The 15,940-nt window shown below is 45.5% G+C and carries 16 protein-coding genes; 10 read left to right on the forward strand and 6 right to left on the reverse strand.

All coding sequences use genetic code 11. From position 1 onward, the window contains the following. The first annotated feature begins 2 nt into the window (after window positions 1–2). Together EPH95_RS14765 and EPH95_RS14770 are read left to right on the forward strand one after the other, a co-directional pair. Complete coding sequence (locus EPH95_RS14765; RefSeq protein WP_142090801.1) at window positions 3–1,064, forward strand: GerAB/ArcD/ProY family transporter; 1,062 nt, start codon at window positions 3–5, stop codon at window positions 1,062–1,064. Then, the gene (locus tag EPH95_RS14770; protein WP_227004157.1) at window positions 1,064–2,146 is read left to right on the forward strand and encodes a Ger(x)C family spore germination protein; all 1,083 of its coding nucleotides are present in this window, start codon (window positions 1,064–1,066) and stop codon (window positions 2,144–2,146) included. Before EPH95_RS14765 ends, EPH95_RS14770 begins: the two co-directional genes overlap by 1 nt. Before the next feature lie 37 nt (window positions 2,147–2,183). On the opposite strand, the gene EPH95_RS18950 is transcribed toward EPH95_RS14770, so the two are convergent. Beyond that, window positions 2,184–2,330 (reverse strand): hypothetical protein, encoded by a 147-nt coding sequence (locus EPH95_RS18950; protein ID WP_160141788.1) that lies wholly within the window; start codon window positions 2,328–2,330, stop codon window positions 2,184–2,186. Between the two features lie 150 nt (window positions 2,331–2,480). Beyond that, complete coding sequence (locus EPH95_RS14775) at window positions 2,481–3,443, reverse strand: NADP-dependent oxidoreductase (protein ID WP_142090803.1); 963 nt, start codon at window positions 3,441–3,443, stop codon at window positions 2,481–2,483. A 122-nt stretch (window positions 3,444–3,565) separates the two neighbouring features. Between EPH95_RS14775 and EPH95_RS14780 the strand changes: the two genes are divergently transcribed. Further along, window positions 3,566–4,270, forward strand: a complete 705-nt coding sequence (locus EPH95_RS14780) for a phosphatase PAP2 family protein (RefSeq protein WP_142090804.1) — start codon at window positions 3,566–3,568, stop codon at window positions 4,268–4,270. A gap of 230 nt (window positions 4,271–4,500) precedes the next feature. Here EPH95_RS14780 and EPH95_RS14785 read toward each other — a convergent pair whose 3' ends face one another. After that, a complete protein-coding gene (locus EPH95_RS14785) occupies window positions 4,501–6,177 on the reverse strand; it encodes a formate--tetrahydrofolate ligase (RefSeq protein WP_142090805.1) in 1,677 nt (558 codons plus the stop codon). 181 nt (window positions 6,178–6,358) lie between these two features. Between EPH95_RS14785 and EPH95_RS14790 the strand changes: the two genes are divergently transcribed. Continuing rightward, window positions 6,359–6,808, forward strand: a complete 450-nt coding sequence (locus EPH95_RS14790) for an EVE domain-containing protein (RefSeq protein ID WP_142090806.1) — start codon at window positions 6,359–6,361, stop codon at window positions 6,806–6,808. Between the two features lie 140 nt (window positions 6,809–6,948). On the opposite strand, the gene EPH95_RS14795 is transcribed toward EPH95_RS14790, so the two are convergent. Next, complete coding sequence (locus EPH95_RS14795) at window positions 6,949–8,199, reverse strand: MFS transporter (protein ID WP_227003930.1); 1,251 nt, start codon at window positions 8,197–8,199, stop codon at window positions 6,949–6,951. Between the two features lie 190 nt (window positions 8,200–8,389). Between EPH95_RS14795 and EPH95_RS14800 the strand changes: the two genes are divergently transcribed. Together EPH95_RS14800 and EPH95_RS14805 are read left to right on the forward strand one after the other, a co-directional pair. Continuing rightward, window positions 8,390–8,665, forward strand: coding sequence for a hypothetical protein (locus tag EPH95_RS14800; RefSeq protein WP_142090808.1), 276 nt, complete (start codon window positions 8,390–8,392; stop codon window positions 8,663–8,665). Window positions 8,666–8,749: 84 nt separating this feature from the next. After that, entirely contained in the window at window positions 8,750–9,049 is a 300-nt protein-coding gene (locus tag EPH95_RS14805) for a hypothetical protein (protein ID WP_142090809.1), read from the forward strand. A gap of 253 nt (window positions 9,050–9,302) precedes the next feature. On the opposite strand, the gene EPH95_RS14810 is transcribed toward EPH95_RS14805, so the two are convergent. Continuing rightward, window positions 9,303–10,532: an IS110 family RNA-guided transposase gene (locus tag EPH95_RS14810; protein WP_142086371.1), complete on the reverse strand. Its 1,230-nt coding sequence runs from the start codon at window positions 10,530–10,532 to the stop codon at window positions 9,303–9,305. Window positions 10,533–10,911: 379 nt separating this feature from the next. Here EPH95_RS14810 and EPH95_RS14815 point away from each other — a divergent pair, with 379 nt between their 5' ends. Then, window positions 10,912–12,504 carry a long-chain-fatty-acid--CoA ligase gene (locus EPH95_RS14815; RefSeq protein WP_142090810.1) on the forward strand — a complete coding sequence of 531 codons (1,593 nt, stop codon included), beginning with the start codon at window positions 10,912–10,914 and terminating at the stop codon, window positions 12,502–12,504. Between the two features lie 42 nt (window positions 12,505–12,546). On the opposite strand, the gene EPH95_RS14820 is transcribed toward EPH95_RS14815, so the two are convergent. Continuing rightward, window positions 12,547–12,837: a hypothetical protein gene (locus EPH95_RS14820; RefSeq protein WP_160141789.1), complete on the reverse strand. Its 291-nt coding sequence runs from the start codon at window positions 12,835–12,837 to the stop codon at window positions 12,547–12,549. Window positions 12,838–13,084: 247 nt separating this feature from the next. On the opposite strand from EPH95_RS14820, the gene EPH95_RS14825 reads away from it, so the two are divergent. Genes EPH95_RS14825 through EPH95_RS14835 form a run of 3 tightly spaced genes read left to right on the forward strand, consistent with a single transcriptional unit; the run spans window position 13,085 to window position 15,878 of the window. Further along, entirely contained in the window at window positions 13,085–14,092 is a 1,008-nt protein-coding gene (locus EPH95_RS14825) for a DctP family TRAP transporter solute-binding subunit (protein ID WP_142090812.1), read from the forward strand. A gap of 17 nt (window positions 14,093–14,109) precedes the next feature. Then, window positions 14,110–14,601 (forward strand): TRAP transporter small permease, encoded by a 492-nt coding sequence (locus EPH95_RS14830; RefSeq protein ID WP_160141790.1) that lies wholly within the window; start codon window positions 14,110–14,112, stop codon window positions 14,599–14,601. Continuing rightward, entirely contained in the window at window positions 14,598–15,878 is a 1,281-nt protein-coding gene (locus EPH95_RS14835) for a TRAP transporter large permease (RefSeq protein WP_142090814.1), read from the forward strand. Before EPH95_RS14830 ends, EPH95_RS14835 begins: the two co-directional genes overlap by 4 nt. The last annotated feature ends 62 nt before the right edge of the window (window positions 15,879–15,940 follow it).

The following is a 15,940-nucleotide window of genomic DNA, read 5'->3' on the forward strand; positions in this document are numbered from 1 at the left end:
ATATGCAAGAACAAACGATGATGACGAGGCGAATCCCCCCGTTTTTAACTTTTTATATCGTGACCGTCATGCAAGTCGGCGTGGGTGTTTTTACGTTTCAACGCCCGATTGTAAAAATTGTTGGTCAGGATGGTTGGATGGCCATTATTATTTCAGCGTTAATGCTCCATATCGTCATTTGGCTCGTCTATCAAATGCTGCAGGAAAACGAAACCATCATCGACATTCAAACAAGAGTGTTTGGAAAAATACTGGGGAGCCTTTTGAGTGTGTATTGGATCGTTTACTATAGTTTGTTTGTGCTTGTTATTTTGGTGAGTTATGTGGAAATCCTGCGCGTGTGGTTATTTCCGGAAGTCTATCACGGGTTCCTCTCTTTTCTTTTGCTGGCTCTTGTTTATTTATTTGTAGGGGGCGGTCTGCGCATGGTAACGGGTGTAAGTGTGCTTTCCGTTTTATTGGCGATTCCGTTCCTGGTTTTTAGCCGCTTTCCCTACGGACAAATGCAATTGGGGAGTTTGTTGCCCATATGGGATCATTCCATCATGGATATATGGCTGGCTACGCAAATGATGACGTTTCAATTTTTGGGGTTTGAGGTTCTTTTTATGGCCTATCCTTTTATTAAAGAGGCACAGCGATCGCAAAAATGGGCGCATTTTAGTGTCATTTTAAGCGTGATGGTTTATTTGTTCAGCTTCATTCTCCCCGTGCTTTTTTTCCATGAGGATCATCTCTCCACGATCATATGGCCGACGATTTCCTTGTGGCGAATGGAATATCTCGGGGTGTCTATATGGTTTATGATTCTCGTGCCGAATTTGGCGTTAGGCTTATGGGCGGCGAGCCGTGCTGCCAAACAAACGGTTAAAATCTCCCAGCGGCGTTCGCTTCAAGGAATCACGGTTCTTATTATTACAGCCGCTTTCTTTTTTGTTACACGCTGGGAGATTGAGTCCCTTTCGTCTTTTACAGGTAATGTGGGATTCTATACTGTTTTCGTTTATCTTCCTCTTTTATACTTGATCGAAATGATCGTCTCGAGAAGGAGGCGGTCTCGTTGATGAAACGGATATGCATTCTTTCCTTTATGGTAATATTTCTTGTTGGTGGCTGTAGCCCTACGTCTCATCATGTGGAAGAGATTTTCTATATTCAGGCAATGGGCCATGATTTGGAGGACGGAGAATACCGCATCACAGGTTTAAGCACCATTTTTATGGCTGCGGAAGAATTGATGCCGGAAGACAAAACGATCAACGTGTCCGGGGAATCGCTGGAAAACCTTTATGATTCCCTTCAAGCAGAATCGCCCCGCTATGTTGACACGGGTCGAACGCGCGTGCATTTGTTTCATGAAGATTTCGCCTCCCAAGAGGGGGTCTTTCCCTCCCTTGATACGATACAAAGAAATCCAATGATCAACCAAGACATGCAGGTGGCCATCACACGGGAACCTGCGCGGGACATGTTAGAGGGGGACTACGATTTTGATCAACCAATCTTTCGTTATTTAAAGGAGTTGATTGAACAGAATCAGGAGGAACAGATGCCGCAAACGAGTTTGCATGATTTTATGTATAATTACTACGCGGAAGGGGCAGATGCTTATCTGCCAATGCTTGAACTAAAAGAGGGCCATGTGGGGGTTGTCGGTTTAGCTTTATTTCAGGAAGATCGATTAGTTGAAACCTTAACCCTCGATGATGCGCAGAACTTTCGGGCGCTCATCGAGTCCACGGAGGAAGGTACCGTCCATATGGCGCTTAATGAAAACAAAGGGGTATCGTTCCATCGCCTATCCAGCGATTCGGACTGGACGATCAACCAAGAACCGGACGGCACCCATGTGCAGGTGGATGTGGAAATGGAAGGTCCCATACGGCAGTCCTACGGCATTGAGGGATATGGGCAGGAAAATATTGAGCAACTGGAGCAGGGGGCCACGGAAGAATTTGAACGCCGATTTAGTGAGCTTATTGAACAATTTCAGGAGCAAAATATTGACCCGATCGGCATTGGGGAGCGCGTGGGGCAGAATGTGCGAGGGCTTGATATTCAGCAATGGGAAGAAGAAGTTTATCCGGACATAGACGTTGAGGTCAACGTCGATTTTACCATTGATGATACGGGAGCGGTGGAATAAAACGAGAAGTTGCCGGGATTCCTGGCCACTATAGGTTTCAGAGAAACATTCCCAGCAGAACTAATGCGCCGATCACGAGTATGATGATGGAGATGGTTCGAAGCAAACAGCCGATGCCCCGCATGATGACGGGGAAGAAAAAGATGACCATTACGATGATAATGATGAGTGTCAGCAGATCCATGTTATGCCCTCCGTTATTTGTTAACGTAATGTGCTACCCATAGTTTAATGGAAGGATCATTAAAAGTCATGATACAAAAGGGGCAGATATACAATAGAAGGTTTGGGTTGCAAACCTTCCTGTGTTCAAGTTCCTGATAGTGCGGGTCGCTTATGTGATTTCTTCTTCGTTTTCCCTCACGAGTACGATTTTTCCGCGCGTTCGATTTGATTCACTGTCGAGGTGGGCTTGTTTTGCTCCATCTACTGTCATAGGGCGTGTATGAGAGATCACGGGATGGATTTGATTTTGATCGATAAACGTCCGCAACTGTGCTATATTCTTTTTGGTCGGTTGCATGAACATGTTGTTGGCATGGATGCGTTTCTTTTCTTCGTTTTTGCTTACAGCATCATTCTGACTGGCGCCGCCGGCGATGCTTACTGTGGAAGCGCCGGTTTTCAAGTAGGGCAGCGCCTCTGCATAGGCAGATCCGCCGACTGTATCAAAAAGCACATCGAACTCGCCGTCAGGTTCCTCTTGTTGATCATAGGCAATAACGGTATCGGCTCCTCTGGCCTTGACGAATGCACGGTTTTTCTCACTGGAAGTCGTCGTCACATGAGCGCCAAGTGCTTTGGCTATTTGAATGCCGATGGTGCCGACTCCGCCGCTGCCGCCAAGAAAAAGCAATCTTTGTCCAGACTTTAGTTCGGCAATTTCCATTAAAGCCTCGATAACGGTTAAGCCTACGAGTGGCAAGGATGCCGCCTCTGCAAAGGAAAGATTCTCAGGTTTCGGCTGCACCAACGCTTCTTCCACAATGATTTCTTCTGCATACGTTCCATACTCGGTTAATTCCGGCCTGAAAAAAACCGCATCTCCGACTTGAAAAGCGTCCACGGACTTCCCGGCTTCTTTGATCACACCTGCGCCATCCCAGCCAAGGGTGAGCGGGGGATCAAAGGGGAGTGCCTCTTTCAAATAACCTTCGCGCAACTTCCAATCAATAGGATTCACGCCACTGGCGCGAAGGGAAATACGTACTTCGTTGGCGTTGATTTCTCGATCTGGCAAATCAACGATGGTTAATTCACGATGATCTCCATAATGATTAATTCCGATTCCTTTCATCTCCTATAACCTCCTTCATAGAAATACATTTCCCCGAAGATGCAAAAATAACACATAGTAAAGACATCCATGGTGTGCATGTGGTATATTCGAAGCATCTTAAAAAGAAGGAATGTAGGTCTGTGTGGCGAAGTATTACGATCCTTTTATTGATTTCTATTTCTGCAACCGTGATGTTTACCTTGATCGCGATTAGCGCGAATCAACATACAGCTTCTGTCATTGATGCTGTGATTAGTAACTGGTTTGCTGGTGCCGAATATGACCTTTCCGAAGTTATGTCGTGGATCTCTTTTCTCGGTTCCGGTGAAGTGCTCATGATTTTCACTGCTCTTTTAATGCTATGGCTAGGTTTAAAAAAGAAGGCTTATGCTCAAAGCCTTTTTGTTGCAGCAGTAATGGGCGGAGGCGTTTTGTTAAATCTAGCTTTGAAATTTTTGTTTCAGCGCGGACGCCCGGAGGACAGCAGTTATTTTGAGATTTTTGGTTATACGTTTGAATGGGTTTCGTATAGTTTTCCGAGTGGCCATGCAATGCGAGCTTTTTTATTTTGGGCATTGATCATTTATTTGATCTGGCTATATGTTCGTCAAACTCGCGCGAAAATCATCTTCTCGCTGCTGTTTGTTTTATTGACTTTGTTCATAGGCAGCAGTCGTGTGATGTTGGACGCGCACTTTCCAACGGATATTCTCGCCGCCTTTGCGATTTCGCTGGCATGGTTCACCCTCTGTCTCGCTGGTTTTCAGATCTTTTATGATAAACGTTTGCGAAAAGAACGAGGCAATCGCTTGAAGGAGAGCGAAAATTTATACGGACGAAGCTAATCCCGGTCCTGCAATGGCCGGGATTTTATGTTTGGGGAAATAGGTCACCGCAGTTATAGATTGGAGCTCCCGCCTATAGCTGGTTATCTCCTAAAGGTTGGAGTAAACTTGTTTGTGTATCAAATGCTTTTCGCGGGGAGGTGGCGAGCCTCCTCGTGCTGTCGCACTTCGGGCTCACTTAAGCTTTTCCTCCCGCGATAGTTCCTTCGCAAATTTAGTTTAGCTCTGCATTAAGACAGACCGACAATGTTTCCTTCTTCATTGATATCAATTTTTTCGGCTGCAGGTTGTTTGGGGAGGCCGGGCATGGTCATGATGGATCCCGTTAGAACGACAATAAAGCCTGCACCTGCGGATATGCTTACGCCTCTGATCGTAAGATCAAAATCAGTGGGGCGGCCTGTTTTCGTTTTATCATCGGAAAAGGAATATTGTGTTTTCGCCATACAAACAGGGAAGTCGCCAAATCCCAGTGATTCAAGCCTGGCAATTTCTTTTTCGACGGATGCTGTAAGCGAAATCCCGTTACCGCCATATACTTTTTGGACTAATTTTTCTATTTTGAGCGTAATGGGGTCATTTAAGTCATAGGCGTATGCGGGCTGGCTTTTTTGCTCCGTCAATTGAACAACTTCTTTTGCGAATGCTTCTCCGCCTGCGCCCCCATGGGCCCAAACATCGGAAAGCACGACGTTTACGCCTAATTCCTTACACTTGTCTTCAATTAATTGAAGTTCCGCATTTGTATCGGTCGGCAATTTATTAATCGCAACAACCGCGGGCAGGCCAAAGACGGTTTGGATATTTTCCAGATGTTTCAATAGATTTGGCAATCCTTTTTCAAGGGCGTTCAGATTTTCTTCCGCTAATTCATTTTTTGAAACGCCTCCATGCATCTTTAATGCTCTGACCGTTGCGACGACAACAGATGCTGAAGGTTTTATATCCGCATAACGGGCTTTGATGTCCATAAATTTTTCTGCTCCTAAATCTGCGCCAAATCCGGCTTCAGTGACAACATAATCAGCAGATTTTAACGCTAATTTTGTCGCGGCAACACTGTTACACCCATGGGCGATATTTGCAAAAGGTCCGCCGTGAACAAAAGCCGGCGTATGTTCAAGGGTTTGGACAAGGTTGGGCTTAATGGCATCCTTGAGCAATGTTGCCATCGCTCCTTGCGCCCGGAGTTCGCCTGCAGTGACAGGATGATCGTCGTATGTATAGCCAATGATAATATTTTTGAGTTTTTCTTTTAGCTCGTCGATATCATTGGATAGACAAAAAATCGCCATAATTTCGGATGCCACAGTGATGTGAAAGCCGTCTTCCCGCGGAACGCCGTTTGTTTTTCCGTTTAATCCATTGACGATGGAACGAAGTTGGCGGTCGTTCATATCAACGGCACGTTTCCAGGCAATTTTACGAGGGTCGATACTTAATTCATTCCCATGATGGATATGGTTGTCAACCATAGCAGCCAATAGGTTGTTTGCGGCGCTGATGGCATGGAAATCTCCCGTGAAGTGAAGATTAATGTCTTCCATTGGAACGACTTGCGCGTATCCTCCGCCTGCTGCTCCGCCTTTCATTCCAAAGACCGGGCCTAATGAAGGTTCCCTCAACGCGATTGCCGTGTTTTTTCCTATTTTTTGAAGGGCATCTCCCAATCCGGCTACGGTCGTTGTTTTCCCTTCCCCGGCCGGTGTCGGTGTAATCGCGCTCACAAGAATTAATTTTCCGTCTTTTTTACCTGCTACGTTTTCCATTTTGTTTATATCCACTTTTGCTTTGTAATCCCCGTATAATTCAAGCGCATGTCGTTTAATGCCTATTTTTTTGCCAACTTCTTCGATCGGTAGCATGTCAGTTTCTCGTGCGATTTCGACATCTGATTTATTGCCCATTTTTACCCCCCTAAACTTCTTAATTACAGTATACTAATGTTGGCAGCAGTTGTAATGATTTATAATAGAAAAAATTGAAAGAAATGGGAGCGTGATAAGAGTAACGTGACCTTTGAGGCTGAAATTGCTAGGGCAGCATGGGATAATTAAGATAGAAAAGTTTAATGCGGAGTTGAAATTGATGATGAATACGTGGTTTATGGTCGCTTCCGATACAGTTGCCCCTTTCCGTTGGGAACATATTTTAGCTAGCCAGAGGACTATCTTTTGGGAGGTGCGAAAATTGCCCCGCAACTTTAGAATGGCATGGGACGGGGACTTAATTTTATGTTACCGCAGTGGCAGCGAAAAGAGGGGATTGGTCGGTTTGGCAGAGGTGGAAGAAGGTTTTAATGACGATGGCATCACTATTAGAGGGCGCTGTGAATTTCAACAGATGATTCACTATGATGAATTTAAACATCTTGGGACTTATCGAAGTACCGAAGCGGGGCGCTTGCGAAATCGGGGAACACTCTTTCATGTTCACGACGCGTTCGTGCAGTGGATTATAAAAAGGCTGGAAGAAGCGGGAGACACTACATCGGCGGCTTGGTGTCAGCACCTGGGAAGCAGGGGCTGGGACGGATGATTAGTAAAAAAGTTGATCCATAATCTTGAAGGAGCGAGCATGAGTCCCGACCCGCGAAGTCCCGCTCCGGTTTGGTCGCCATGAAGCGTACATGAAGCCCGAACCACTACCAGCTTCCGCCAATTGTTTTCCTCCCTTATTCAGCCCCCTTCTTCATGAATGCTCTCCAGCCGTTGGTCGGAAGGGAGGAAGATGGTGAGAATGCCAAGTAGGGGGAGGGCGCCGATGAAAATCATCGTATTGGTTATACCTGCTATATCCATTAAGGCGCCGAGACCGATGGAACCGACAGCGCCAATTCCGAATGCCAACCCTACGATCAGCCCTGAAGCCATGCCTATGCTGCCCGGGAATAAATCCTGAGCGTAGATGACGGAAACGGCAAAGCTGGAAATAAGAATAAAACCGACAAGTGCCAATAACGGATACAGCAAAAATGATGGAACAAACGGGAGAAACATCGTAAGTGGCGCTGCTCCCAAAAAGGACATCATGATCACATTCCGTTTGCCTAATCGGTCAGCAAGCGGGCCGCCGCAAAAAGTTCCAACTGCACCTGCAGCCAAAAAAATAAAGAGATAAATCTGCGCTTCTTGAATAGTTAATCCATAATTTTCAATTAAATGAAAGGCGTAAAAGTTGGTCATGCCGGCTTGAAACCATGAACGGGCGAAAACGAGAAACACAAGCAGAATAATGGAAAAAATCAACAATTTGCGCGCTGGGTGCTTCGTTTTTGGTTGTTCGTGAGCTATTTTTTTAATTTTTTTGGCCGTCACCGGTTTTTGTCTGGCATACCAACGGGCAATGTAGAACAATAATCCAATCGCTACAGCAGCTACAATCGTGAACCAAAGGGCTCCGATCTGGCCGAGCGGGACGAGAAGGAGGGCGGTAATGACCGGTGCCAACGCCTGCCCGCCATTTCCGCCAACTTGATAAATCGATTGCGCGAGTCCGCGGCGCCCGCCCGCCGCCATATTCGCGACACGGGAGCCTTCGGGATGAAAAGTGGCCGATCCGATGCCAATCAATATAGCGGAAACGACAAGAAACCAAAACGAGGGCGCGAGCGCAAGGCCGAAGACACCGACAAACGTAAACATAAGGCCAATCGGCAGTGCATATGGGGAAGGCCTTTGATCGGTATACCAGCCGACAATCGGTTGCGCGAGGGAGGCGGTTACATTCAGAGCAAAAGCAACAATCCCTAACTGTGTAAATGTTAATCCCATCGAGCTTTCCAGTATGGGAAACATCGCGGGAACAACTGCCTGAATCGAATCATTTAACAAATGTACAAAACCAATCACGATGAGAATGCGATACATCGTTGGTTCAGGGAGCGATGATCGGTCCCCGCTCGTGTTCATTTTCATATCGATCACCATTTAATGATTTAAGACGCAATATTCTTTATATCATGGCATAGGAATGGAGGGAATACAAATATTGTGAAAGAGAGGTGTTCAATGGCAAAATAAAGAAGTAATGAATTGACTTTAAGCCTAAAACATGTAATTTTAGTAATAGTATTAGAAATCATCCATGTATTTAACAAGAGAAATGAGGTGGATAAGCATGGATAATGAAAATTCGGTGAATCAAACGGCTGTCGATCACAAACCGGCGAATAGTGGCATGGCAACTGCTGCTTTCATATTGGGACTTGTCAACTTAATTTTTTGGTTAGTTCCATTTTTTGGGTTTCCGATTGGCGTTGTAGCGATCATTTTGGGGGCGCTCAGTCTAAAAGCCGCTAATCGATGGGCGGCTATTACAGGCATCGTGGTTGGGGCAATTACACTTATCCTAACGTTAATTAACGCAGTTCTTGGCGCGTTGATGTTTATGTAAAAAAATCAGTGATTCAGGTGTTCCCATCGTTTGTGGTGGGAATTTTCTTCGACTGAAAAATGGAAACGAGAGGAGATGCGAAAATTGGATCAAGATAGACACATTGAAATCCGCAAATTAACGATTCCGAGTGTGATGAAGGCGACGATCTATTTTTTGGCAATCCCTATTGCTTTGTTCGGTATTTTTACGATTTTAGGGTCCATATTTATACTGATTGCGGAAGGTCTCGTGGGGCTAATGGGTTTACCTATTTTCCTGCTTGGCGTCGGTTTGTATGGAGGGATTTATCTTGGGATCACGGCGCTTATTACGCTCATCTATAATTTGTTCGCGGGTAAGTTTGGCGGAGTGGTCATAAAGATTCGTGACATAGAAGCGTGAAGGTGCACAATAACACTCTCATCTCATCGATGGGAGCGTTTTATTTTTTTATATAAATTCACGCTTTTCATAATAGTAGTATGTTATGATGATGGCACATTAAGAAAAGACCTGCGGTAATATGTCAAGTTCAAAATCACAGTAAATGAAGTTGTCAAAGGACATTTAGGCGAAAAAAGCGCGCACTGAACAACACCAGTAATAAAATGTAAAATACTGGTAAAATGAAAGGCTAGCCCTCAGCCGATGTCGGTCAGAGGTTCACGCCCCTTTCTGGCGTAAAGAGTTGGTTTTTGCGTAGCAGCGCATCCACCAATCGCACGAGTTTTCTTGCCGTGAGCACGAGTGCACGTTTGTGTTGATGTTTCGGGACTTCTTGATACTTCTTCTGATAAAAGACTTGGTATTCCGGAATTTGCCTTCGTACCGAGTTGGCGGCTTCAACGAGGTAATAACGCAAATAATGGTTCCCTTGACGTGTCAGTGAAGTATCTTCGGCGGTAAACCGCCCGGACTGGTGTTTTCGCCAGTACAGTCCCGCATATTTAGCTATTTTTGTTTCATCGGGAAACCGGTCAATCTGACCGAGTTCGGCAATGATGCCTGCGGCGAAGACCGGACCAATGCCCGGGATTGATTCCAGCGTCTGCGTCAGTCCTTTCATGATTCGAGTAATGGACTGATCGATCGCCTTGATTTGCTTTTGGAAGGAACGAATGAGCTCAATGGACGTTCCTAAAAGTACATCGATGGAATCTTCGACCACTTTGTCCAATCGGTACGATGAACGGACGGCTTTCTGGATGGATGCGGCGACAGCTTCCGGATCGGGAAAACGATTTCTCCCTTTCTCTTGAAGAAACCGAGCCAGGTCCTCAAGCGGAAGCTGGGCAAGTTCATCCAGGCTGTATTTTTCAAGAAAGAGTTCCATCATAGCATGGCCAAACACCGATGAATCCACTTCTTTGGAAAAGGTGTTGCATTTATACTCCAAGTGCTGCAAGAAGTGTTGTTTCTCTTTCGTCATCGCTTTGGTCAAGTGATAACGCGAACGTGTCAACTGCTGGAGAGCCACGTATTGGCTTTCTTTGACAACGGACATCTGATTGCGCCCGAAACGCATATAATCGGCGATCACAAAGGCGTCAATCTCATCGGTCTTGTTCATGTCTGCGAAGCTCTTTTTAAAGTTGGCGATCTGCTTCGGATTGATCACAAAGACTTGGGCGCCATAGGGTTTTAAATCATCGTCATCATGCAAGAACATGGATGGATGAAAACTGTAGACGGATGTGGACTCCAGACCGATCTTTAGGATGTCAACCTCTGTATCGGCCAAGAGCTCGAGCAACCGTTCTTTGAGCACCTGGGCACCCGGCCAGTCATTGGAAACCGTAAAAACCGAAAGCTGATCACCTTCTTGATCAAGCACACACACTTTCATATCAAACGAGCTAACGTCAAGCCCGACAAACATTCGCATGGGGGGATTCCTCCTTTCATTGTAGAATCATTCGGTCGTTCTTTGGACGCCTCGAGATATCTCTAGTGTGAACGCCGATCATCAACCTCGTGTATCAGAACTCCATCGGCATTGAAAGCCGCCCCAGGGGCTGCTTCCCCTGAGTTCAAGAGGCCGAGGGCTCAGCCTGCGAGTAGGAAGTGCCGCACGTACACTGAGAGACAGTCTTTAGTTGTGGTCGAACCACAGGAGAGAAAAGAATTGTCCCAAATGATCCTATGATCATTATCTAGAAATATCTAGAGACATCCAAGGAAAAACCATATGAATCTACAAAATATCTTGTGGAATTTGCCCAAGATTTGAAGGGCTTAAACTTACTATACGAGGAGTGCATAGAATGCTAGCATCCCTTACACCATTGGACTGGAAACGTAGAGCAATTAAGTATTATCCGGAAAAAACAGCAGTAATTGATGGAGAAAAACATTTTACTTACAAGGAATTCGGGGAACGAACCGACCGGCTTGCTATCGCACTCGATGAAGCGGGCGTCCAAAAAGGCGATCATATAGCGGTGATGATTCCGAACACCCATTACATGCTCGAGAGTTTTTACGGCATTTGTCAGCTTGGCGCGGCAATGGTCCCCCTGAACTACCGGCTATCAGCGGAAGATTTAGAATATATTATTAATCACAGCGATGCGAAGATGCTGATTGTTGATGAAGAATTCACCGGTCCGATCGAGGAAATTAGGGAAAAGCTATCATTGGAAAAAATCATTATCGTCTCTGTGGAAGGGCATGAAACGACATTAAAAGGGATCGATTATGAAGAATTTATCATGAGCGTACCGGAGGATACTGCTCCACCTGAGGTTGAAATCGATGAAAACCAACTGCTCACGTTAAATTACACAAGCGGGACGACGTCCAAACCAAAAGGTGTCATGCTTACCCATCGCGCGAACTATTTGAATGCCGCCAATTTCATGTATCATCTTGGTGTGGACCGCGATGATGTCTATCTTCACACGCTCCCGATGTTTCACGCCAATGGCTGGGGCGGAGTATGGGCGATTACAGCAGCGGGCGCTACCCACGTGTGTTTGCGGAAGGTAGATCCCCCGCACATCCTTGATTTGTTTGAAGATAAAAACATCTCTTTGCTTTGCGGGGCGCCGACGGTTATCAACATGCTGATTAACGATCCGAAGGCCAAGGAAACCGAGATCACGACGCAGCCTCGAATGGCAACCGCAGGAGCACCTCCGGCGGCAGCTCTCATTAAAAAAGCCCAGGATATTTTGGGGTTAAATATGATTCATGTATACGGTTTAACGGAAACATCTCCTTTCATCCTTTATTGTGAATGGAAAAAAGAATTCGATGACAAACCGGCTGATGAACAAGCGGTGATAAAAGCCAGGCAGGGGATTGAGCTTGCGTTTAACGGAGAGACGAAAGTGGTTCATGAGAACGGAGAAGAAGTAAGTTGGGACGGGGATGAATTGGGAGAGATCGTCACCCGCGGAAATGTTGTCATGGAAGGATACTACAAAGATCCGGAAAAGACGGCGGAAGCGATACGCGATGGTTGGTATCATACCGGTGATTTAGCCGTCACGCATCCGGATGGTTATATTGAAATCCGTGACCGGGCCAAAGACTTGATTATTTCCGGCGGGGAAAATATTTCGTCAACTGAGGTTGAAGGCTTGTTATTTAAACATCCGGATGTCATGGATGCGGCAGTGATCGCGATTCCGGACGAAAAATGGGGCGAAATCCCGAAAGCGGTCATCGTGTTGTATGAGAATGCTAAAACAACTGAAGATGACATTATCCAATTTTGCCGTTCCAACATTGCCCGCTTTAAAGCACCGAAAATCGTAGAGTTCGTGGAAAGCTTGCCGAAAACGGCAACAGGCAAACTGCAAAAGTTCCGTCTAAGAGAAGAACATTGGCAAGGGGCTAAGAAAGTGAATTAAGGTCGAGTAGCCTTTTCCCGAACAGGGAGAAGGCTCATTTTTTCATGAAGAGTTTGATTGATTTGAGGATGACGTTGTCACTGCGATGGCAGCAATCACACTGATTTCAATGGCTTGTATGGTATCTTTTACCGCTTTGGAAACGGGGAGATTTTTATTGACATGCTTCAGTTGTTTTTGAGCAGCTCGTGCGTCTTTGCCATTCGGGTAAACGATCGAGAGTAACTTTGCGGCATCTACCAACGATAGGAGAACAATCTGTCGTTCCTCTTCTTGATTTGGGTGAAGCCTCCATAAAAAAAGTGTAATGCCGTTCTTCACTTTTTTATCCAAAAAGATGATGATGAAGACAGATATTGGTACCAAGAGCAGGATGTGGGCAATCGAGTGTCGGATCCTGCATACATGAATTTATGATTGGAAACGCCGTAGAAACTCACCAGATCGTTCATCACGAGAGTAACATCTCATTAAGCGGGTAAAATATACTTATCATTAATTTGAGGGTTGGACGAAATATTCAGCTGAGGATCTTAAGCAGTAAGGTTGTTAAAATTTTGATTAGGGAGGTTCCCTAAAAATGAAACGAGTTCTGGCGTGTGCTTTATTATGCCTATGTTTTATATTGACGGCTTGCCAAATGGGTGCTTCTAATGCCGAGGATGATGCGGAGTATCATATTCGCGCCTCACATGCTGTCGCACAAGACCAATCGACCCATCTCGCATTAGAACAGTTTAAGGAAACGATTGAAGACGAATCTGATGAGCGTATTCGTGTTGATATTTACCCGGCCGGCCAGCTGTATGCGTCCGAACGTTCGTCCATTGAAGCCGTTCAACAAGGCAATGTGGAAATGACTGTTACCGCATCTGCTCCTTTAGCCGGTTTCGATAGCAGCTTTCTTGCGATTGACCTTCCGTTTTTGTTCGATAGCCATGAAGAAGCATATGAAGCGTTGGATGGGGAGTTTGGACAAACGCTGTTGGAGCGGTTGCCAGACATTGGGCTCCAAGGTCTTACTTTTGCGGAGACAGGGATGCGCCACCTCCAAAATAATGAGGGTCCAATTGAGTCTCCGGAGGATATGCAACCCCTAAATATCCGTGCAATGGAAAATGAGGTGCATCTTGAAATGTTTCGGGCGATGGGGGCAAACTCGCAACCTTATCCTTTTGGAGAGCTTTATTCAGCCTTGCAACAAAACGTGATGAACGCGATGGAAGGGCCTTACAATCTTGTCTATACGAGTAGCTTACATGAAGTTCAAGACTATCTAACGATTAGCGCTCACAGTTATACACCGACGATCGTTTTTATGAATGATGATTTTTATATGGATCTACCCGAGGACCTTAGAGCAATTGTAGATGATGCGGCTGACGATTATCGAGATGAGCAAAGAGTTATGGCTCGCGAACAAGATGAAGAAGCTTTTGAAGTATTGGAAGAGCACATGGAAATTAATGAATGGTCGGAAGAAGAGAGACAAGTCTTTATCGATCAAACTGCTTATTTATATGAAGCGTTTGAAGATGAGATTGATTCGGAAATCATGGAATTGATCGAGCCCTATCGGAATGACTAATATGGGAGATGGATGTTATGAAATGGAGAAAGCTCATTGATGAGCGCTTGGAAGAAATATTAATGGTTGCAACGATGGCCATCATGGTTCTCCTCATTCTCTACCAAGTGTTAGCGAGAAATTTTTTTGGACAATCGCTTGTGTGGGGTGAAGAAGTTGCGGTTTTTCTACATATATGGCAAATATGGATCGGTGCAAGCCTTGGTATTCGATACAGCGAACACGTCAAAATCAGCTTGCTCACGGATAGGCTTAACGGAAAAGCAAGGTTTACGGTCGACTTATTGGCGCTCCTCAGTTTCTTTATTATGGCTGTATTTTTGGCCGGGGTTGGCGTGCAATTTGTTGTCGCGATTTTTGAGAGTGGCCAGCGTGCACCAACGATTGATATATCCATGGGTGTCCCATATCTCGCGATCCCGATTGCCGGGATCTTAATGACGATTCGATTGATTCAACAAATGCATCTCCTATTTAAAAACCGTGAAAAAGAGGTGAAACAGTCATGACCATTGCAATGTTAGTCATCAGTTTTTTTGTTTTTCTCTTTATCGGTGTTCCGATCGCGGTTTCATTAGGGTTATCAGCGTTAATTACCATTGTGTTCGCTACCGACCTCAATACGTCTATTATCGTTCAACAAGGATTTAATTCGCTCAATTCATTTCCGCTTATGGCGATCCCATTTTTCATCTTGGCAGGGGTGTTGATGGGAAAAGGCGGTGTTTCCAGCCGCTTGTTGGATTTGGCACGTGCATTAGTCGGTTTTTTGGCCGGTGGGCTTGCGATGGTGACGGTGACAGCCAGTATGTTTTTTTCGGCCATCTCTGGGTCAGGTCCTGCAGCTGTTGCCGCGATTGGTTCTTTTATGATCCCATCAATGAAGAAGAATAATTACGGCCATGGTTTTGCCGCCGCTATCACAGCGTCGTCTGGATCCATGGGTGTACTCATCCCGCCAAGTATTCCGTTCGTTATGTACGGGATTACCGGCAGTGTTTCCATCGGAGCTTTATTTCTCGCGGGGATTATACCGGGCATTATGGTCGGGGTAAGCTTGATGATCCTCGCTTATGTGATATCCAAGAAGGAAAATTACGCGGGGACGGGTGAGGTTCCGACGTTAAAAGATGTCTCTAAAGCGTTTTGGAACGCAAAATGGGCACTCCTCGTGCCTGTCATCATACTTGGAGGGATTTACGGCGGTTTCTTTTCGCCAACGGAATCTGCCGCAGTGGCAGCTGCCTATGCTTTCCTTATCGGTGCGTTTGTATATAGAGAATTGAAATGGAAGGATATATACGACTCATTTGCTGAAGCAGCACTGATTAACGCAACGACCGTTATCATCATTGGGTTTTCGATTTCATTCGCTTATGTATTGACCATTGAGCAGATCCCGGTGACGATTGCTGATTTTATAACGGGAATTTCTGAAAGCCCGTTTGTTATTCTGCTCATTATGTTAGTTGTTCTCCTTATCGTCGGTATGTTCATCGATACAATATCCGCGATTGTCGTTTTAACACCCATATTATTGCCGATCGCGACTGAAGTTGGCGTGGATCCGATACACTTCGGTGTTGTCATGGTCTTAAGTTTGGCTATTGGATTCGTAACACCACCACTAGGTGTAAACTTGTTCGTGGCAAGTGGTGTAGGAAACGTACATTTTGAAAGTATTGTAAGAGCTGCTATCCCGATGATTATCGTCATGATCCTTTGTCTCGTATTAGTCGCTGGCATCCCGGCGCTTTCCATGTTCCTTCCGGAAATATTCGAATAAAGGCTGAATCGCTTCTTCGACAATCCACTCAATCGTATTTTCTTTGGAGGTGCGTCGACGTT

Source organism: Salicibibacter halophilus (genome assembly GCF_006740705.1).
GTDB lineage: Bacteria > Bacillota > Bacilli > Bacillales > Marinococcaceae > Salicibibacter > Salicibibacter halophilus.